The following is a 19768-nucleotide window of genomic DNA, read 5'->3' on the forward strand; positions in this document are numbered from 1 at the left end:
CACGACCAGGGGAAGCCCGTGCCCATCGAGGCGATGGTGGATTTTGGTCCTCAGTCCACCGCGCGAGCGGCCGATCGCGTGCTGATATGCACGGTTGACCGTGGAGTCCGCACTGATCGCCCACCGCTGAGCTGAATCTCATCTCAGTTCTGACATGACCCTCGCCGGACCCCGGCCCCGGGCGTAGGCTCGCGGCATGACGCAGCGAACCCAGCCTCCGGCACGCTATGACGACCTGCGGGCCGTGTTCATCAACTGCACCCTCAAACCCAGTCCGGAACCCAGCAACACCCAGGGCCTGATGGACCGCGGAATCGCCCTGATGCGCGCCCAGGGGGTCACCGTGGACACGGTCCGGTTCATCGACCATGACGTCGCCACCGGCGTCTACCCGGACATGCGTGAGCACGGCTGGGCCACCGATGCCTGGCCGGAGGAGATCTGGCCGCTGGTCGATGCGGCGGACATCCTGGTGGTGGGCGGCCCGATCTGGCTGGGCGACAACTCCTCCATCACCCGCAAGCTCATTGAGCGCCTCTATTCGATGAGCGGGCTGTTCAACAGCAAGGGCCAGTACGTCTACTACGGCAAGACCGGCGGCGCCGTCATCACCGGCAACGAGGACGGGGTCAAGCACTGTTCCATGTCGATCCTGTACAGCCTTCAGCACATCGGCTTCACCATCCCACCGGCCGCGGATTCCGGATGGATCGGCGCCATCGGGCCCGGTCCCAGCTACCTGGACCCGGGTTCGGGCGGCCCGGAGAGCGACTTCACCAACCGCAACACCACCTTCATGACCTGGAACCTCCTGCACACCGCGCGGCGTCTCAAGGACGCCGGCGGGCTTCCCGCGTACGGGAACCTGCGAGGCGCATGGAACGACGGCGAGCGGTTCGGCTACGACGCCAACCCCGAGTACCGCTGAGGGCGGGGCCGCAAAGGGAACAGGCCGTCAGTGCGTGTACACCGCCGTCGGATGGCAGCCGATGGTGTGCACCGTGACAGGGGTGTCGAAGACGCTGCTCAGGACCTCTGCGGTCATGGTCTCCTCCACCGTGCCCTCGTGGACCAGGAGCCCGTTGCGCAGGGCCAGGATCCGGTCCGAGTAGGCCGCCGCGAAGTTCACATCGTGGATCACCAGCACCACGGTCTTGCCCAGCTCGTCCGCGGCCCGGCGTAGCTGCTTCATCATGAGGACCGCGTGTTTCATGTCCAGATTGTTCAGCGGCTCGTCCAGCAGGATGTAGTCGGTGTCCTGCGCCAGCACCATCGCCACGAAGGCGCGTTGCCGCTGCCCGCCGGAGAGCTGGTCCAGGAACCGGTCCTGCAACTCCGTGAGGTTCAGGAACTCCAGCGCGGAGTCCACGGCCTCCACGCAGGAAGGCGTCAGCCGCCCCTTCGAGTGAGGGAATCGGCCCAGCGCCACCAGATCCCGGACCGTCAGCCGGGCGGCCAGGTGGTTCTCCTGCCGCAGGATCGCCACGGTGCGGGCCAGTTCGGAGCTCTTCACGCCCTTCCCATCCGTTCGGCGAACGTCCAGGCCGCCCACGGACACCGCCCCCGAGTCAGCCTCGGAGAGCCGGCCCAGAATGGTCAGCAGGGTCGACTTGCCCGCGCCGTTGGGCCCGATCAGGCTGGTCACCCCGCCGCGCGGGATGGTCGCGGAGACGGGGCCGAGGACCCGGGTCTCGCCGTAGTTCTTGGTCACATCAGAAAAAGAGATCACACCCGCCCCTTCCGCAGGAGCAGCACCAGGAACACGATGCCGCCCAGGAATTCGATGATCACGGTCAGAAAGCCCGCCGCGTAGAACACGTGCTGCATGATGAACTGCCCCGCCACCAGCGTGAACAATCCCAGCAGGAACGCCATGGGCATCACGAAGCGATGCTCGTGACTGCCGGTCAGCTGATACGCCAAGGTGGCCACCACGAAGCCGAAGAAGGTCATGGGCCCCACCAGGGCCGTGGAGAACGCCACCATCACGGACACGAGGACGAGCATCAGAGTGAGCTCGCGCTTGTGATCCACGCCCAGGCTCTGGGCCGTATCCCGGCCGAGCAGCAGCACGTCCAGCCGGTAGCGCCGCAACCACAAGAGCACGGCCACCACGGCACACACCCCGAACGCCACGGGCAGGTGGGAGACGTTGACGTCCCCCATCCGGCCGAACAATTTGGCGGAGAGCAGATCATGATCCGTGGGGTTCAGCATGCGCTGCACGAACACGGCGATCGAGTCGAACGCCAGGCCGAACACCACTCCCACCAGCAGCAGGATGTACAGGCTGCCGTTCCTCCCGGAGAACAGCCAGCGGTACAGGACGGTCGCGAAGACCACCATGAGCGCCGTCTGGGCCAGGACCTTCCCGATGCCCTCCTGCTGCGCGACGGCCGCTCCGCCGAACACGAACACCATCACTGTCTGGGACAGGGTGTACAACGAATCCAGGCCCATGATGGACGGCGTCAGGATGCGGTTTCCCGTGATCGTGTGGAAGACCACGGTGCCCACGCCCTGCGTGAAAGCCGCGATCACCATGGCCGCCAGCATGGACAGGCGCCCGTCCATCGCGAACCAGAAGGAGCCGCGGATGAACAGGAAAAGGAAGGCGACGACGGCGAGCAGCACGGCCGCGGCCATCAGCGCCAGGCGCGCGGCGGGACGCAGCGGTGCGCGCCGTCGTCGTGCCTCCGCGGTGGGAGGCGCGACGACGGGGGAGAGGGTGGTGCTCATGCGCGCTCCCTTTCCAGGGCGGGGGCCGCCGCGGTCCGCTGGGCGCGCAGCAGCAAAATGATGAAGACTATGGCGCCGAGCGCACCGAGGACCACGGACGCGGGGATCTCCATCGGGGCGACGAGGACGCGGCCGATCAGATCGCAGGCGAGCAGGAGCGCGACGCCGGCGGCGACCACCCAGGGGAGGTTCCGGCGGAGGTCATCGCCCAGGATCATGGAGACCATGTTCGGCACGATCAAGCCGAGGAACGGGATGAAACCGACCACGACGCTGGTGACGCCCGTGGCCAGGGCCACCATGATGACGCCGAGGAACACGACCCGGCGGTAGTTCAGGCCCAGGCCGGTGGCCATGTCCTGGCCCAGGCCGGCCACGGTGAAGCGATCGGCCACCAGGAAGGCGGCCACGGCGATGCCGGCCACGATCCAGAGGGGTTCGTAGAAGCCCTGCACGATGCCGCTGAAACCGCCTGAACGCCAGGCGGTGAGCGCCTGCATGAGGTTGAAGGTCCCGGCCAGGTAGGTGGTGGCCGCGCCGACCACGGCTCCGAGCATGATCCCCACCAGGGGGACCACCACGGAGGAGCGCAGCCGGATGCGGTCCAGGATGGCCAGGAAGAGCCAGGTCCCCAGGAAGGCGAAGCCCGTGGCGACCAGCATCTTCACCACGGGGGTGGCCTCCGGGGCGATCAGCAGCACCACGAGCATGCCGAGCCCGGCCCATTGGCTGGTGCCGGCGGTGCTCGGCTCCACGAACTTGTTCTGGGTGACCATCTGCATGATCACACCGGAGATGCTCATGGCGGCCGCCGCGAAGACCAGCGCGAGGGTGCGGGGGACGCGGGACAGCCAGAACATCTCCTGCGCGGCCGGGTCGGTGAACAGCTTCGGCAGCGAGATGTCGTAGCCGCCCACCAGGAGGGAGGCGAGCAGCAGGACGGCGACGGCGGCCGCCGTCGCCGTCCTGAAAAGGCGTGAAGTCACCGCGTTACTTGGCAGCGCCGTTGGACGAGGCGCCGTTGAAGGCCGTGGCGATGTCCTTGAAGACGCTCGTGTAGGCCTGGATGCCTTCGGTCAGGTAGAAGTCGGCGGGCAGGTGGACGATCTGGTTCTTGGCGAAGAACGGGGTGTCCTTCCAGACGTTGCCGAGGCCCTCGATGACGGACTTGGCGGGCTTGTACTCCTTGCCGGCCTCGGTGACGGCGGCGTCACGGTCCATGACGATCATCCACTCGGGCTTGGCGGCCGCGACGGTCTCGGGGGAGAGGCCGGAATTGTTGTGGACGGAGTCGGACTTCAGCTTGCCGTCGTCCTGAGCGAAGACGTCCTTGAGGTTGACGCCGTCCAGGAGGGTGCCGATGCGGCCGGCGCCATTGTCGATCGTGCCGCCGGAGGAGTTGGCCAGGAAGACGGTCTCGCCGTGGGTGGCCTTCTTGGCGTCCGCGATGGCGGAGTCCAGGTCAGCCACGATCTTTTGCGCCGTCTCCTTCTTGTCCAGGATGTCGCCCAGGGCGAGGGTCTGCTTCTTCAGGCCGTCCAGGTAGGAGGCGCCGTCCTTGTCGCTGGGGGCGATGTCCACCACGGGGGCGATCTTGCTGAGCTTCTCCGTGTGGCTGGCGAAGCGGTAGCCGCCGATGATCAGATCCGGCTGGGCTTCGCTGATGTTCTCGAACTTTGGTTCACGGTGGCTGCCGGCATCCTTGATGTCCGCGTTGGAGGCCCAGTCCTGGTAGCCGTCCTTGGGCAGGAGCGGCTTGGCGACGGCGACGGGCTGCACGCCGAAGGCCTTCAGGGTGGCGAACGAGGTGTTGTCCAGGGCGGCGATGCGGGCCGGCTTGGTCTTGACGTCCATGGCTCCGTTGTTGGTCTGGATGGAGACCGTGGCGGCGGCGCCGTCCGCGGCCTTGGTGCCCTCGGTGTTTCCGCAGGCCGAGAGCCCGATGAGTGCTGCGACCAGGGCCGTTCCCGTGGCGAGGGTCTTCAAACGTGACAAAGCGTTCCTCCAAGTGCGAGTGATTAGGCAACAAAAATGTTTCGTTATGCGCCAAAAACACACGCTATAGGAAGGTAAGGCTTACCTCAACTTAAGTGGCCGAGGTCATGGGTGGGCCAAGTGCCCCGCATCGAGCCGCCAGTTGATCGCAGTCGCAGCGCGCGGCACTGCGATTAAGTGACGTTTCGGGGAAGGGGAGGCGGGGAGAGTTCAGATGGCGTGCGGCGGGCGGATGGACCCCGCCGTCACGGCCTCGGCCGGGTCGGAGCCCAGCTGGATGATGCGGTTCGCGCCGTCCACGTGGACCACGCTCGGCACGAACGCCTTGGCCTCTTCCGTGGTCATCTGGCCGTAGCTCATGAGGATCACGGTGTCGCCCACGTGCACCAGGTGCGCCGCGGCGCCGTTGATCCCGATCACCCCGGAACCGCGCTCGCCGGCGATCGTGTACGTCTCCAGACGGGACCCGTTCGTCACGTCCACGATCGACACCAGCTCGCCCGGCAGGATGTCGGACGCCTCCAGCAGGTCGAGGTCCACCGTCACCGAACCCACGTAGTGGAGATCGGCGTGCGTGACCGTGGCCCGGTGGATCTTGGACTTGAACATCGTGCGCAACATAGCGCCTCAAGTCTACGCCGATCGCCGCGCCTCCGGATCGGCCGGCCCGGTCAGCCGACCGGATCAGCTCAGAATCTCCCGCAGCCATCCGGCGTCGCGCTCCAGGGCCTCCGGCGCGTCCTCCGGCACGAACTCGAACATCACGTCCACCGGCTTCCCGGCCTCCTGTAGCACCTCCATCGCCCCGCGCCAGAGCCCCTCCCGTGCCTCCAGCGGCAGGCGCGCGTCGAACGGCCACCAGGAGAAGCAGTGCACGCCCCGCAGCCAGGGCAGCAGCGCCCGCAGGTGCCGCAGCGCGTCGTCGTCGGGCTGGTCCACGTTCGGCTGCCAGTACACCCCCACGTTCTCCCGGCCGACCTCCCGTAGTAGCTCAAGCGTGCTATCAAGCGTGTCCGTCAGCGTGTTGCGGTGATACTCCAGTGCGACGACGACGCCGGGCGCGGCCGCGTCGGCCGTCTCCCGCAGATTGCGGATCACCTCAGTCCGGTGGGCCGGGCTGGAAGCGTCACTGCCGCGTGCCCCGGCCCACACCCTGACCCGTGGCGCCCCCAGAGCCCGCGCCACATCCAGCGTCGGTTCGAAACCCCCGCCGCCCTCGGCCCGGTAGTACGACCCCAGTGACAGCACTCTCTGCCCCGCATCGCGCGTCGCGTCCCGGACCTTCCCGGCCGTCCACGGATCCGGGCAGTGCACGTCCGAGCCCCACTCGACCCCCTCCAGGCCTGCCCGCGCGGCCGCGGCGAGCACGCCGTCCACGTCCAGCTGCCGGAAGGTGACGGAACACAGGCCCAGGGTGATGCTCATGCTTCCAGGCTAGCCAGCAGCGCTCGGGCCGTCTTGTCTTGACAGCGTGATCCGCACATTCCCGCACGCCTGTGAGCTGGATCGCAGCCATTCCGCCGAATCGAGAGTTCACTTCTGTTCGTGCGTGACCGGCCCAGGTGAACCTCGTTCAAATTCGGTGAACCTTCCGTGAACTTGTACATACAGCGGTGTGGACTCCGGCATGTCGGAATCGGCCGCCGGGAAGAGTGTTGAGGCGGGCCGTCCCCCTCGGCCCGGCACCCTTCCCCGGCAGGCCGCCCACCGCACGCCTGCCCCACAGTGAGGACAAGCATGGAATCCCCCCAGAAGCCCAGCAGACCCTGGTGGCGGCGCTCCGCCGTCGCTCTCGGCACGGCGGCCTGTCTGACGGTCGGCGGCACCGCCGCCCTCGCAGGACTCGCCCTGACCCAGCACGCCGGACCCCAGGCCGACGGCACCGGCATCACCCCTGCCGGATGGGCCGTCACCCCCGCCGGCGACCAGCGCGCCGCGGGATACTTCCCCGCCAACACCGTCACCTCCCCGGACGGCTCCGCCGTGGTGGTCCCCAACATCGTGGTGGATGAGAACGGCAAGCAGACCGTCCAGGTCCTCTCCTCCCAGGACGGCAGCCTCCTCCAGCAGCTGGAACTGAACGGCTCGGACGGTAAGACCCCTCAGGGTGTGGCCCCCGGCGCCGTCTTCAGCCCGGACGGCAAGCAGCTTTACCTGGCCACCGCCAACAAGAACGCCGTGCTGGTCCTGGACTGGGACGCCGCCGCCCACAAGCTCAGCGTCAACCGCTCCCTCAAGCTCCCCTCCGGCAGCTACCCGCAGACCGTGGCGGTCTCCCCGGACGGCAAGACCGTCTACGCCACCGGCCAGCTCTCCCGGAAGCTCATCGCCGTGGACGTCGCCACCGGTCAGACCGCCACGGCGCCCACCGGTGACTACCCCTTCGGCGTCATCCTCAGCGCCGACGGCGGCACCGCCTACGTCAGCAACCAGGGCGGCAACACCCTGAGCACCTTCACGGTGGCCGGCCTGACCCTGACCAAGGGCGCCGACGTGACCGTGGGGACCCACCCCAACAACATGCTCCTGGACACCAAAAACCAGCGGATCTACGTCTCCAACGGCGACAACGACACCGTCTCCGTCCTGGACGCCCGCACCGGCAAGGTCCAGCACACCCTGTCCGTGGCCCCGTACCAGGGCGCCCCGGGCGGCACCCAGCCCACCAACCTGGCACTCTCCCCGGACACCAAGACCCTCTATGTCACCGCCGGCGGCAATAACGACGTCACCGTCCTGGACGTCAGTGGCGAGGACGGCTTCGGCAAGGTCAAGGGCCTGATCCCCACCGGCTGGTATCCCACCGGCGTGGCGCCCAGCAAGGACGGCAAGCGCCTCCTCATCGCCAGTGCCAAGGGCCTCGGCACCGGCCCCAACAAGGGCACCGACCCGGCGAACAGCAACAACCACCCCTACATCGAGCGCCAGCTCAAGGGCTTCGTCACCGTGGTCCCCACCCCCGACGGTGACCAGCTGGCGAAGTTCACGCAGCAGGTCCGCCGCAACAACGGCGTCGACGGTGAAGGCGGCGCGGTCAATCAGGGTCAGCAGGGCGAGCAGGGCCGTCCCGGTACTGTTGTGCCGCGCACCCCCGGCCAGGCATCACCCATCAAGCACGTCATCTACGTGGTCAAGGAGAACCGCACCTACGACCAGGTGTTCGGTGACATGCCCAAGGGCAACGGCGATCCGTCCCTGGCGATCTTCGGCAAGGACGTCACCCCGAACCTCCACAAGCTGGCGGACAAGTTCGTCACCCTGGACAACCTCTACGCCGACGGCGAGGTCAGCCAGAACGGCTGGCAGTGGGCCACTCAGGCCAGCTCCAACCCGTACAACGAGACCGGCACCGCCCAGGGCTACGCCGGCAACGGATCCCAGTACGACTCCGAGGGCGAGCACCCCTATGTGGCTGCCGCCGGACCGGACCCGGAGCACGCCTACCTCTGGGACAAGCTGGCCCAGAAGGATGTCTCCTTCCGTAACTTCGGCCAGTTCGTGGTGCCGCCGCGGGAGATCGACGCGGCGGAGCCCGTCAAGTGCACCACCGGCTTCTGCGCGCATGACCCGATCCTGAACGCCCAGACCAACCACGACTACCCGTGGTTCGACATGAGCGTCAGCGACCAGAAGCGCTTCGACATCTGGAACAAGGACTTCCAGGGCTTCAAGAGCTCCGGGACCATGCCCAGCATGCAGTTCATCGACCTGCCCCGCGACCACACCGCGGGTGCCGGCACCGCCGCCCAGCTGGTGGCGGACAATGACCTGGCGCTCGGCAAGATCGTGGACGAGGTGTCCCACTCCCAGTTCTGGAAGGACACCGCCATCTTCGTGGTGGAGGATGACGCCCAGGGCGGCCCGGACCACGTGGACGCCCACCGCACCACCGGCCTGGTCATCAGCCCGTACACCCAGACCGGCACCGTGGACTCCCACTTCTACAGCCAGGTCTCCATGCTCCGCACCATGGAGCTCTTCCTCGGCGTGCAGCCGATGTCCCAGTACGACGCCGCCGCGATGCCGATGATCTACTCCTTCGGCAAGACGGCGAACAGCACGCCGTACGACGCCGTCGCGGCACCCTCGCTGACGCTGTCCATGCCGAACCCGGTGCTCGCCGCCGGTGCGTCCTCCAAGGTCACGGCCACGGTCAGCAACACCGGCCACACCACCTTCTCCGGCAGCAAGGCCACCCTCGGCCTGCCGCAGGGCTGGACCGCCACCCCGGACGCACAGCAGCCGCTGAATGACATCGCCCCTGGTCAGACGGCCACCACCTCCTGGACCGTCACCGTTCCCGCCGGTGCCGCCCCCGGTCAGCAGATGCTCACCCTGGCCGTCCCGTACGCGATCTCCGGCTCCATGACCGGCACGGCGCAGACCAAGCTGGCCGCCGTCGTGCCTGATCCGCGCGTGGCGACCATCCCGCAGGCGTTCGTGGCCAACTTCTCCAGCAGCACGGTCAGCGCCGTGGACCTGTCCACCGGCCAGAAGCTCGCCGACATCCCCGTGGGTGCCAACCCCGGCACCGTCGTGGTGAGCCCGGACCACAAGCGTGCCTACGTGGCCAACCAGAACTCCGGCTCCGTCAGCGTGATCGACGTGGCCTCGGACGCCGTGATCGCCACCCTGAAGACCGGTTCCGTCCCGGCCGGCCTGGCCGTCAGCCCGGACTCCAAGACCCTCTGGGTGTCCGAGTACGGTGACAACGCGGTGGAGGCCTTCAGCACGGACACCGGCGCGTCCCTCGGCAAGACCGCCGTGGGCGCCGGCCCGGAGAACCTTTCCGTGACCCCGGACGGCGCGTCCGTGGTGGTGGCGAACAAGAGCGGCAACACGGTCAGCGTCCTCGACGCCGCCACCCGTGCCGTGCGCAGCACCGTCACCACCGGCAGCCAGCCGTTCGGTGTGGTGGTGACCCCGGACTCCAAGACCGCGTTCATCTCGGAGATGGGCGCCAACAGTGTCCTCCCCGTGGACCTGGCCACCGGCACCGTCGGTACGCCGATTGCGGCCGGGCAGACGCCGTTCAACATGGTCCTCTCCCACGACGGCGCCACGCTGTACGTCGCGGACACCGGCGCGAACACGGTGACGCCGATCGACGTCGCCACCCGGACCGCCAAGGCCGCGTGGACGGTGGGCGACTCCATCACCTCCGTCATGCTCGGCGCGGACGACGCCACCGTCTACGCCACCAGGTCCGGCGCCGGGAAGCTCTTCCCGATCGCCACGGCCACCGGCGTGGTCGGCGCTCCCATCACGGTGGGTTCCTACCCGATCTCCTCCGCGTTCGCCGCACCGTCCGGCGGCAGCTCCGCCCCGCTGAGCCCCGCCCCGGCCGCAACGCCGCTCATGGCGGCCGCCCCGGCCACCGCCAGCAGCCCGTCCCTGACTCCGAGTGTCAACCACTCCACGGTCATGACGCCGGAGCAGATGGCCGGCCACCCGGACCAGGCCGACGCGCAGAAGCTCAACCAGGAGATCTGGCAGGCCATGCGCGGCGCGGACAGCACCATGCCGGCTCCCGCCCACAATCTGGGTGCCGTCACCGCCGCTGACCCGGACGGTGACGGCAAGTAGCGGCCGTCGCTGAAGCGCGCTGAACAGCGCTGAACACAGTTGAGGCACGACGCCGGAGCGAACCTCCGGCGTCGTGCCTCAGCTTTTGTGCGGGCCGGGCGAGAAGTGCAGGGTCAGCGCAGCGCGAAGATGGTGCGGTGCCAGTCCTTCTCCACCAGGCCGCCGAGCTCGAACATCACGTGCTTGACCTGCGTGTACTCCTCGAAAGAGTAGGCGGACATGTCCTTGCCGAAGCCGGACTGCTTGAAGCCGCCGTGTGGCATCTCGGAGATGATCGGGATGTGGTCGTTGACCCACACGCAGCCGGCCGTGATCTCGCGGGTGGCGCGCAGCGCGCGGGTCAGGCTCCGTGTCCAGGCGGACGCCGCCAGGCCGTACACCGTGTCATTAGCCAGGGCGATGGCCTCGTCATCCGTGTCGAACGGCAGCACCGCCAGGACCGGCCCGAACACCTCGTCCTTCACGATCTCCGAATCCGGCGCCGCGTCCACCACCACGGTGGGGCGGAAGAAGGCGCCGTCCGCCAGAGCGCCCTCGGTGGGTGCGTACCCGCCGGCCGTGATCCGGGCGTAGCCGCGCGCCCGTTCCACCATGCCGGCCACGTGGTCCCGGTGCTTGAACGAAGACAGGGAGCCGAGGTCCGCGCCCTCGTCCTCCGGCGAGCCCAGCACGATCGCATCGAAGCGGGCGGAGACTTTCGCCACGAACTCCTCGTAGAGGCTCCGGTGCACGATCGCCCGGGTGGCGGCGGTGCAATCCTGGCCCGAGTTGATCAGTGCGCCCGCGACGGCGCCGTGCACGGCGGCGTCCACGTCGGCGTCGTCGAACACCACGAAGGGCGCCTTGCCGCCCAGCTCCAGGTGCACCCGCTTGGCGTTCACCGCGGCGGCCTCCAGCACCGTGCGGCCCACCGCCGTCGAGCCCGTGAAGGAGACCATGTCCACGTCCGGGTGCCGCATGAGCGCCGCGCCCACGGTGGGGCCGCGGCCCACCACCACGTTCACCACGCCGTCCGGCAGCCCGGCCTCCGTGAGGGCCTGTGCGAAGAGGACCGAGGTCAGCGGCGTGATCTCGGCGGGTTTGAGCACCACGGTGTTGCCCGCGGCGATGGCCGGGAGGATCTTCCACGCCGCCATCTGGAGCGGGTAGTTCCACGGGGCGATGGAGCCCACCACGCCGATCGCCTCGCGCCGGATCGCGGAGCTGTGCTCCCCGGAGTACTCGGCCATGGCCTTGCCCTCCAGGTTCCGTGCGGCGCCGGCGAAGAAGTCCACATTATCGATGGTGCCGGGCACGTCGAACTCCCGGCACAGGCGCAGCGGCTTGCCCGTCTGCGAGCTCTCCACCTGGGCGAACTCCTCGGCCCGGGACTCCAGGATCCGGGCGAAGCGCTGGAGGATCGCGGACCGGGCCCCGGGCGTGGTGCGGGACCAGGCCGGGAAGGCGCGGCGGGCGGCCGCGACGGCCGCCTCCAGATCCTCCAGTCCGGCCAGCTCCACGGTGGCCGTGACCTTGCCGGTGGCGGGGTTGATGACGTCGGCGCTCTCGCCGGAAGTCCCGGCGCGGAGTGCGCCATCAATGTATTGATACAAAGCAATGCCTTTCTGGCGTTGAGTGCTCACAAGTGGTGGGTTGATTGGCCCTGAACCCGCCACTACTGAGCACTCAAGTAGTCGCAGAGAGGGTGCTGTCCCGTTCTGCACTGTCCAGGATCGCGGCGAGGCCGGCCTGGAAGGTGCCGAGGGAGTCGAGCCGGGTGAGTGCGGTGCGGTGCTTCTCCAGGAGCGGGTGGCCGCCCAGGGCGGTGAAGACCCGGGGGTTGAGCCACGGGTCGTGCCCGGCGGAGTCCGGCAGGCGCTGGATCTCCAGGGCGATGCCTGCGCCGAGAGCCAGGGTGTAGCTCTCCAGCGCCGCGTAGTAGTGCACCACGCGCTCCTCCGGCAGTCCGGCGTCCGTGAGGCAGCCCAGCACGAATTCGATGGCCTGCAGCTCCCCGGGCCCGTAGGTGTCCGTGGCGAAGGCCTCGCTGCCCAGGGAGGGGTGCTGGATGAAGACGGTCATGAGCTCGTCCAGGTAGGCCTCGAGGCGGGTGCGCCAGGCCTGGCGGCCGCCGCCGGACTGGGTCCGTTCCACGGCGAGGCCGAAGAGGCGGTCCAGGGCCGCCCGGACGATGGCGTCCCGGTTGCGGAAATGCCGGTACACGGCGGTGGCGTCCACCCCGAGTTCCACGCCCAAGCGGCGGAAGGTGAGTCGTTCCGTGGGTTCCTGGCGGGAGAGCCGGAGCACCGCATCCACGATGGTGTCCGGGTCCAGGCGCGCGCGCCGGTCATTCTGCTGCGCGGCCTGTGCCATCTATCAACCCCTCTTTCATCCGACGATTCCGGACTCACGGTACACGAGCGCCGGGGCGGCGCAAAGGGGTTGTCAGGGAGAATGTCAGAAGTGATGTCAACGCCGTTGACTTAACTGTGAGCCAGATCATAGTCTCAAGGCAGTCCCCGCCACAGCCACAGATTCGAGGAGCTCATGGCAGCAGTCCAGACCATCCTGGAGAACGGATGGATCTACACCGGTCTTGAGGACGGCCCCCGTCCCGGAGGCCTGGTCCTCTCCGGCGGCGAGATCGTCGCCGTCGGCACCCCGGAGGAGCTCGCGGCGCTGGTGAGTGAAGATCCAGAGCCCGGTGCAGAGAGCGACGGCGGCATCCGCCGCATCGACCTCCGCGGCCGTTTGGTGGTCCCCGGCTTCCAGGACGCGCACATGCACCCGGTGTTCGCCGGCGTCGAACTGCTGCAGTGCGACCTCACCTCCGTGGACGGCGCGGAGGCCGCCGTGGACGCCGTCCGCCGCTACGCCGAGGACAACCCGGAGGAGCCCTGGATCCTGGGCGCCGGCTGGTCCATGGAGTGGTTCCCCGGCGGCACGCCCACCCGCGGCCTTCTGGACGCCGTGGTCCCGGACCGCCCGGTCTTCCTGCAGAACCGGGACCACCACGGCGCCTGGGTCAACAGCAAGGCCCTGGAGCTCGCCGGCATCACGGCAGCCACCCCGGACCCGGAGTCCGGGCGTTTTGAACGCGGGGCGGATGGGACCCCGGCCGGCACCGTGCACGAGGGGGCCATGGACCTGTTCAATGAGGCCAAGCCCGACGTGCCCCACGAGCTCGCCTACGCCGGGCTCCTCAAGGCGCAGGACCTCATGCTCTCCCAGGGCATCACTGCCTGGCAGGACGCCTGGGTGGCCGTCCCCCAGGACGGCGGAGCGGACTCGCTGAAGGTCTACCTGGACGCGGCGGCGGCCGGGGACCTCAAGGTCCGCGTGCGGATCTGCCAGTGGTGGGACCGCACCGCGGGGACCGCCCAGCTGGACGGCATCCTGGAACGCCGCGAGGAGGTGGCCCGTGCCGCCGCGCCGGAACGGCTGAGCGCCGGCAGCGTCAAGGTCATGGTGGACGGCGTGGCGGAGAACTTCACCGCCGCCATGCACCACCCGTACCGGGACCACCACGGCCACCACACGGACAACCGCGGCATCGAGTTCTTCGACGCGGAGGAGATGAAGGGCTTCGTGGCGGCCCTGGACGCCCACGGCTTCCAGGTTCACTTCCACGCCCTGGGGGACCGGGCCGTGACCGACGCCCTGGACGCCGTGGAGCGGGCCCGCAGCGTGAACGGCGGGGACCACGCGAGCGCCAACCGCCACCACCTGGCCCACCTCCAGCTGGTCCGCCCGGAGGACACCGCGCGCTTCGCCGCACTGGACGCCACCGCCAACCTCCAGGCGCTCTGGGCCTGCCACGAGGAGCAGCTGGACGACCTCACCTTGCCGTTCCTGGAACCGGACGCGGAGGAGCACCACTACCCGTTCGGCGAGCTGGCGGCGCACGGCACCCGTCTGGCCGCCGGCAGCGACTGGCCCGTCTCCACGGCGGACCCGCTCGCCGCCCTGCACGTGGCCGTCAACCGTACGACACCCGGCGCGGACGGCGGGCCTCTGGGCCCGGAGCGCCAGAAGCTCGGTGTGAAGGCCATGCTGGACGCCTACACGCAGGGCACCGCCTACGTGAACCATCTGGACCACCTCACGGGGACCCTGGAGCCCGGCAAGCTGGCCGACTTCGTCATCCTGGACCGCGACGTCTTCGCCGTCCAGGCCTCGGAGATCCACACGGTCCGCGTGGACGAGACCTGGATCGACGGCGAGCGCGTCTACCAGCGGGACGGTGCCGCATGAACGCGCACAGGATGGATACGACGACAGCGCGCACGGCGACGCCGCGCGGCACCGCTCAGCGGCACGCCACCCGCCGCAAGGTCACCGCACTCGTGGCCGGCGCCGTCGTCGGCGTCCTGGCGCTCAGCGGCTGCGGCCGCATCGGCACCGCCGCGGGGGAGGGGGATGCGAAGTTCACGCTGAGCGAGACGTCCCCGGCGCCCACCAAGGACATCAACGGCTTCTCCTGGGCCATGTACGCGGAGCCGTTCTCCCTGGACTACGCCTACGCCTTCGACTACCCGGACAACACCATCCTCTCCAACGTCTGCGAATCCCTGCTCCGCTGGAACAAGGACCTCACGGTGTCCCCGGGCCTGGCCACCAAGGTGGAGAACCCGGACCCGCTGCACTGGGTCTACACCATCCGTCAGGGTGTGAAATTCCACGATGAGACCGTCATGACGGCGGACGACGTGGTGGCCTCCCTGCGCCGGCACCTGGATGAGAAGGTCGGCTCCTTCTGGGCCTCCGCGTTCCAGAACGTGGAGAGCATCGACAAGACCGGCGAGGACCAGGTGACCATCACCCTGGCCAAGCCGGACTACACCCTCAACTCCGCCCTGGTGGGCGCGCCCGGCGTGGTGGAGTCCGCCAAGACCCTGGCCAAGGACGGCAAGGATTACGGCAACTCGGAGACCGGCGTGAACTGCACCGGGCCCTTCAAGTTCGACTCCTGGGAGGCGGGGGAGAGCGTGAACCTCAGCCGCTTCGACGACTACTGGGACCCGCAGCTCAAGGCCAAGGCGCAGCACGTCAGCTTCAAGATTCTCACCGACGCCAGCGCTCGGATCAATGCCCTGCAGACCGGCGAGATCGACGGCGCGTTCATGATCCCGTCCAACGCGGCGGACATCCTGAAGGCCAACACGGATGCAGGGAACCTGTACTTCGGCCGGGACACCACCGTGCAGAGCCTGGTCTTCACGGACCTGGCCGGGACCTTCAAGGACGTCCGGGTGCGCAAGGCCCTCATGATGGCCATCAACCGGCCGGCCCTCATCAAGGCCGCGGAGCAGGGCTACGCCCGGCCCACTGACGCGCTGACCACGCGCAACGTCTGGGGCGCCGCCAAGCCGGCCACCGTGGACGGGGCGTTCAAGGACCTGCAGCCGCTGGACTACAACCTCCAGGAGGCGCGGGACCTGGTGAAACAGGCGGGCGCCACGGGCAAGAAGGTGGTGTTCTCCACGGCCTCGCTGAGCGCCGCGTTCGACATCGAGACGCGGGCCATCGCCTCCGCCGCCAAGGACATCGGGCTGGTCCCGGAGATCCGCACCATGTCCAACGACAAATACACCACGCTCTTCTCCGACCCGGAGGCGCGCAAGGGCACCGACCTGATCATCACGTCCTGGTACCTCTCCAGCACCGAACCGCTCGAGATGTACAGCGTGCTGCGCACAGGCGACTTCAGCAACTACGGCGGCTGGACCAACGCGAAGTACGACGATCTGGTCAATGAGGCCATCGGCACCAAGGACCCGGACGCGCGCGCCAAGCTGACCGCGCAGGCCGCGAAGATCGCCAGTGACGACGTGGTCTGGGGGCCGCTCTATGAGACGGTCACCTCCATGTGGCTGGGCAAGCGCATCACCGGCGCGGACCCGTCCATCAACTACATGTACTACCCCTGGGCCGCACAGATCGGAGGACGCTGACATGAGCGTCATGGATGCACCCGCGGGAGAGCCTCGCAGCACGCAGCGGCACACGACGACGCCGGGCCGCGCCGCGCGCCCCCGTCGCCTACGCTTCGTGCTGGGAAAGCTGTTCTCCCTGCTGCTGACGCTGTTCATCGCGTCTCTGGCGGTGTTCTTCTCGCGCTTCCTGGTCCCGGGCGATCCGGCCCGGTTCCTGCTGCGCGGCCGCAGCCCCAAGCCGGAGGCCCTGGTGGAGATCACGCGCCAGTTCGGCCTGGACAAGCCCGCCTGGGAGCAGTACCTGAACTGGCTCGGCGGCATCCTGCACGGGGACTGGGGGCGATCGCTCACGTACCGTCAGGACGTCTCCGACGTGCTGCTGAACCGGCTCCCCACCACCCTGCAGCTCGTAGCCCTGGCCGCCGTGTTCATCACGCTGCTGGGCCTGCTGGCCGGCATCATCGCCAGTCTGAACAAGGGCTTCGGGGACCGCTTCATCCTGGTCACGCTCACCGCGGCCGGCGCCGTGCCGCCGTTCGTGGCAGCCATCGCCCTGGTGGCGCTCTTCGCCGTGCAGCTGGGCTGGTTCCCGTCCTTCGGCAGCGGGGACGGCTTCCTGGGCCGGGTGTGGCACCTGACCCTCCCGGCCCTGGCCCTCGGCATCACCTACATCGCGTTCGTGGCCCGCGTGACCCGCTCCTCCATGAACGAACAGCTGGTGCGGGAGCACGTTGAGGTGGCTATGAGCCGCGGCCTGACCCGCTCCTCCGTGGTGGTCCGTCACGTGCTGCGCAACGCCCTGGGTCCCATCTTGACGGTCAGCGGTGTCATGATCGCGGGCCTGCTGGTCTCCAGCGCCATCATCGAGCAGACCTTCGGCCTGACCGGCATCGGGCAGCTGCTGGTCCAGTCCATCGACCGGCTGGACTTCGGCGTGGTCCAGGCCATCGTCATGGTGGTGGTCACCGCGTTCGTGGTGGTCAACACCGTGGTGGACCTCCTGCAGCCCCTCATCGACCCGCGCATCGCGGCCGGAACGGAGACCCGATGACCCTCTCACTGTCCCTGCCGCAGCAGGGCCTCCGCCGCTACACCTCCGCCCTCTCACCGCTCGCCTGGGCAGCGGTGCTGGTGGTCGCCGTCGTCGTCGCGGTCTCCGTGTTCGCGCCCGCCCTGGCGCCGTACGACCCGGACTACGTGGACCTGAACAACGTCCTGGCCGGTCCGGGCGCGCAGCACCTCCTGGGCACGGACGCTCTGGGCCGTGACCTGCTCAGCCGCCTCATGGTGGGCGGCCGGACGTCGCTGCTCGGCCCCACGCTGGTGGTGCTCGGCTCCACCCTCCTGGGCCTGCTGCTGGGCCTGGCGGCCGGCTGGTCCGACGGCTGGGCCGGCAAGGTCCTGGGCCGCGCCTTCGACATCCTCTTCGCCTTCCCCGCCCTGCTGGTCTCCATGCTGGCCGTGGCCCTGTTCGGCAAGGGGCTCGTGGCGCCCATCATCGCCATGACCATCGCCTATGTCCCGTACGTGGCCCGCCTGACCCAGGGGCTGGTGGTCTCAGAACGGGCCCGGCCGTACGTGCAGGCGTACCGGGTGCTCGGCTTCCGGACCCCCTGGGTGGTTCTGGGCCGCGTGCTGCCCAACCTCATCCCCACGGTCGGCGCGCAGTCGGCCCTGAACTTCGGCTACGTCCTGGCGGACCTGGCGGCACTGTCCTTCATCGGGCTCGGCGTGCAGCCGCCCACCAGCGACTGGGGCGCCATGATCGAGGAGTCCCGCGGAGCCCTCCTGGGCGGCTACGTGCTCCCGGCCTTCTGGCCCGCGCTCGTGGTGGTGGTCGTGGTGGTGGCCGTGAACGTGATCGGCGAGGAGATCTCGGACCGCATCGGAGGGAAGCTCTCATGAGTCAATTGCTGAACGTCCAGGACTTCACCCTGGGATTCGCGGGCCGGGACCCGCTGCTGAACGGCATCAGCCTGCACGTGGACGACGGCGAGGCGGTCGCCCTGGTGGGCGAGTCCGGATCCGGGAAGTCACTGACCACGCGGGCCACGCTGGGTCTCCTCCCGGAGCGCTCGCAGCACTCGGGCACCGTGGCGGTGCGGGGGCTGAACACGCTCACCGCGCGCTCGGCGGAGCTGCTGGGGCTGCGGCGCAACAAGGCGTCCATGATCTTCCAGGATCCGCGTGCCGGCATCAACCCGGTCCGCACCGTGGGGGACTTCCTGACGGAGACCCTGGTGCGCTGGCGCGGACTGTCCCGGGCCGAGGCGCTGGAACGCGCCGTCGAGCAACTGGAGCAGGTGGGTCTGCGCAGGGCGTCCGAGCTGGTCCACCAGCACCCGCATCAGCTTTCCGGCGGCATGCTGCAGCGCGTCATGATCGCCGCCGCGCTGCTGGACTCCCCGGAGCTGCTGCTCTGCGATGAGCCCACCACGGCGCTGGACGTCACCACGCAGGCGGGGATCGTGAAGCTGCTGCGGGACGAGCAGCAGGCCCGCGGCATGGGCATGCTGTTCATCACCCACGACCTCAACCTGGCGTCCAGCCTGTGTGAGCGCGTGTACGTGCTCCGGAACGGCCGCGTGGTGGAACACGGCAGCGCCCGCGAGGTGTTCCTGGCCCCGCAGGAGGAGTACACCCGTCAGCTGGTGGGGGCCACGCCAAGCATCGAGCTGGACCGCGTTCCTGCCGTGCCGGTGGCTGTGGAGGGCGAGGAGCCGATCCTCTCCGTGGACTCTCTCAGCAAGCACTACGAGCTTCCGCACGGGGACACCCTCACGGCCCTGGACCAGGCGACCTTCACCCTCCCGGTGGGCGGCTCGCTCGGCGTGGTGGGGGAGTCCGGTTCGGGGAAGTCCACCCTGGCCCGCCTGGTGGTGGGATTGGAGACGCCCAGCGAGGGAACGCTCCGGCTGGGCGTCGTGGACCGTCCGGACCGTCCGTTGAAGGCCCGGGAGCGCAAGCTCCTGGCGAAGGACGTGCAGATCGTCTTCCAGGACCCGTACCTGTCCCTGGACCCGCGCATCGCCGTGGGGCACGCCGTGGCGGATGTGTTCCGGCTGCACCAGAAGCAGGGCCGCAGGCAGGCGCAGGACAGCGCCCGGGAGCTGTTGGGCCGCGTGGGCATCGGCCCGGAGCGGTTCGACGCCAAGCCGCGGGCGCTCTCGGGAGGTCAGCGCCAGCGCGTGGCTCTGGCCAAGGCGCTCGCCGCCCGGCCACGGCTTCTGGTGTTGGATGAGGCCACGAGTGCCCTGGACGTCTCCGTGCAGGCCCAGGTGCTGGAACTCGTGGAGGAGCTGCGGGACCAGCTGGGCCTGACCATCCTCTTCGTCACGCATGACCTGGCCGTGGTGTCCCGGCTGTGCTCCCAGGTGCTGGTGATGCACCAGGGCCGGATCGTGGAGCAGGGCCCCACCGCCCGGATCCTGGCGGACCCCGGGGACGACTACACGCGGAACCTCATCGGTTCCCGGCCCCGGCCCCTGTGGGATCGCGACGTCATCACCACACCCTGACCCACCACAGCATCT

15 protein-coding genes and 1 pseudogene are annotated in these 19768 nt (G+C 68.9%); 7 read left to right on the forward strand and 9 right to left on the reverse strand.

Translation table 11 applies throughout. The annotated features are described in order from the left end of the window. Positions 1 to 3: 3 nt before the first annotated feature. Positions 4 to 123: pseudogene (locus Q9R02_RS03900) on the reverse strand (IS5/IS1182 family transposase); the annotation flags it as partial. A 73-nt stretch (positions 124 to 196) separates the two neighbouring features. Here Q9R02_RS03900 and Q9R02_RS03905 point away from each other — a divergent pair. Further along, a complete protein-coding gene (locus Q9R02_RS03905; protein ID WP_305995351.1) occupies positions 197 to 928 on the forward strand; it encodes a flavodoxin family protein in 732 nt (243 codons plus the stop codon). Positions 929 to 955: 27 nt separating this feature from the next. Here the strand turns inward: Q9R02_RS03905 and Q9R02_RS03910 are convergent, their stop codons facing one another. From Q9R02_RS03910 to Q9R02_RS03935, 6 genes are all read right to left on the reverse strand, one after another. Then, the gene (locus tag Q9R02_RS03910; RefSeq protein WP_305995352.1) at positions 956 to 1729 is read right to left on the reverse strand and encodes an iron ABC transporter ATP-binding protein; all 774 of its coding nucleotides are present in this window, start codon (positions 1727 to 1729) and stop codon (positions 956 to 958) included. Then, positions 1726 to 2739 carry an iron chelate uptake ABC transporter family permease subunit gene (locus Q9R02_RS03915; protein WP_305995353.1) on the reverse strand — a complete coding sequence of 338 codons (1014 nt, stop codon included), beginning with the start codon at positions 2737 to 2739 and terminating at the stop codon, positions 1726 to 1728. The genes Q9R02_RS03910 and Q9R02_RS03915 overlap by 4 nt, the downstream gene beginning before the upstream one ends. Beyond that, a complete protein-coding gene (locus Q9R02_RS03920; RefSeq protein WP_305995354.1) occupies positions 2736 to 3725 on the reverse strand; it encodes an ABC transporter permease in 990 nt (329 codons plus the stop codon). Before Q9R02_RS03920 ends, Q9R02_RS03915 begins: the two co-directional genes overlap by 4 nt. A 4-nt stretch (positions 3726 to 3729) precedes the next feature. Next, on the reverse strand, positions 3730 to 4734 hold the full coding sequence (locus Q9R02_RS03925) for an ABC transporter substrate-binding protein (protein ID WP_305995355.1): 1005 nt from the start codon (positions 4732 to 4734) through the stop codon (positions 3730 to 3732). 210 nt (positions 4735 to 4944) lie between these two features. Continuing rightward, on the reverse strand, positions 4945 to 5355 hold the full coding sequence (gene panD / locus Q9R02_RS03930) for an aspartate 1-decarboxylase (protein WP_305995356.1): 411 nt from the start codon (positions 5353 to 5355) through the stop codon (positions 4945 to 4947). Positions 5356 to 5418: 63 nt separating this feature from the next. Beyond that, complete coding sequence (locus tag Q9R02_RS03935) at positions 5419 to 6159, reverse strand: sugar phosphate isomerase/epimerase family protein (protein ID WP_305995357.1); 741 nt, start codon at positions 6157 to 6159, stop codon at positions 5419 to 5421. Positions 6160 to 6471: 312 nt separating this feature from the next. Between Q9R02_RS03935 and Q9R02_RS03940 the strand changes: the two genes are divergently transcribed. Then, on the forward strand, positions 6472 to 10320 hold the full coding sequence (locus Q9R02_RS03940; RefSeq protein WP_305995358.1) for a beta-propeller fold lactonase family protein: 3849 nt from the start codon (positions 6472 to 6474) through the stop codon (positions 10318 to 10320). 113 nt (positions 10321 to 10433) lie between these two features. Here the strand turns inward: Q9R02_RS03940 and Q9R02_RS03945 are convergent, their stop codons facing one another. Then, complete coding sequence (locus Q9R02_RS03945) at positions 10434 to 11912, reverse strand: gamma-aminobutyraldehyde dehydrogenase (RefSeq protein WP_305995359.1); 1479 nt, start codon at positions 11910 to 11912, stop codon at positions 10434 to 10436. Between the two features lie 73 nt (positions 11913 to 11985). Then, on the reverse strand, positions 11986 to 12672 hold the full coding sequence (locus tag Q9R02_RS03950) for a TetR/AcrR family transcriptional regulator (RefSeq protein WP_305995360.1): 687 nt from the start codon (positions 12670 to 12672) through the stop codon (positions 11986 to 11988). A gap of 174 nt (positions 12673 to 12846) precedes the next feature. Here Q9R02_RS03950 and Q9R02_RS03955 point away from each other — a divergent pair, with 174 nt between their 5' ends. From Q9R02_RS03955 to Q9R02_RS03975, 5 genes are read left to right on the forward strand one after another with little or no spacing between them, the layout of a single operon-like run. After that, a complete protein-coding gene (locus Q9R02_RS03955) occupies positions 12847 to 14553 on the forward strand; it encodes an amidohydrolase (RefSeq protein WP_305995361.1) in 1707 nt (568 codons plus the stop codon). Next, positions 14550 to 16253: an ABC transporter substrate-binding protein gene (locus Q9R02_RS03960; protein WP_305995362.1), complete on the forward strand. Its 1704-nt coding sequence runs from the start codon at positions 14550 to 14552 to the stop codon at positions 16251 to 16253. Before Q9R02_RS03955 ends, Q9R02_RS03960 begins: the two co-directional genes overlap by 4 nt. Before the next feature lies 1 nt (position 16254). After that, positions 16255 to 17286 (forward strand): ABC transporter permease, encoded by a 1032-nt coding sequence (locus Q9R02_RS03965; RefSeq protein WP_305995363.1) that lies wholly within the window; start codon positions 16255 to 16257, stop codon positions 17284 to 17286. Beyond that, the gene (locus Q9R02_RS03970) at positions 17283 to 18140 is read left to right on the forward strand and encodes an ABC transporter permease (RefSeq protein ID WP_305995364.1); all 858 of its coding nucleotides are present in this window, start codon (positions 17283 to 17285) and stop codon (positions 18138 to 18140) included. Before Q9R02_RS03965 ends, Q9R02_RS03970 begins: the two co-directional genes overlap by 4 nt. Beyond that, positions 18137 to 19753, forward strand: coding sequence for a dipeptide ABC transporter ATP-binding protein (locus Q9R02_RS03975; RefSeq protein ID WP_305995365.1), 1617 nt, complete (start codon positions 18137 to 18139; stop codon positions 19751 to 19753). The genes Q9R02_RS03970 and Q9R02_RS03975 overlap by 4 nt, the downstream gene beginning before the upstream one ends. Positions 19754 to 19768: the final 15 nt, after the last annotated feature.

This window comes from Arthrobacter horti (assembly GCF_030731045.1).
GTDB classification, from domain to species: Bacteria; Actinomycetota; Actinomycetes; order Actinomycetales; family Micrococcaceae; genus Arthrobacter_E; species Arthrobacter_E nanjingensis.